The sequence below is a fragment of the Streptomyces azureus genome (genome assembly GCF_001270025.1).
GTDB lineage: Bacteria > Actinomycetota > Actinomycetes > Streptomycetales > Streptomycetaceae > Streptomyces > Streptomyces azureus.
In genome coordinates this window covers 1-303 of record NZ_DF968517.1, presented here as the reverse complement: position 1 = coordinate 303, position 303 = coordinate 1, and the positions used below count along the sequence as shown (strand labels likewise).

The 303-nt window shown below is 71.3% G+C and carries 1 pseudogene; it reads right to left on the bottom strand.

What is annotated here, in order from left to right:
• A pseudogene (locus AOQ53_RS43365) lies at positions 1–303 on the bottom strand (transposase); the annotation flags it as partial.

The following is a 303-nucleotide window of genomic DNA, read 5'->3' as shown; positions in this document are numbered from 1 at the left end:
CCCTTGTCGGCGTGTAGCTTGGCCGGACGCCGGCGGCGGGGTCCGCGGCGGGAGCGGATGGGCGGGATCCCACGCACGAGCGGCTTCAGGCCGAGGCTGTCGTGCGTGTTGGCGCCGGAGATGCCCAGCGACAGCGGCAGGCCGTTTCGGTCGGTGATGAGGTGGATTTCGATCCCGGCTTGCCGCGGTCGGTCGGATTCGGTCCGGTCAGTGGCCCCCTTTTGCCGCCCGGACCGCGACGGAGTCGATCGCGCACCGCGACCAGTCCAGCTCACCCCGAGCGCCGAGTTCGTCGAGGATGAC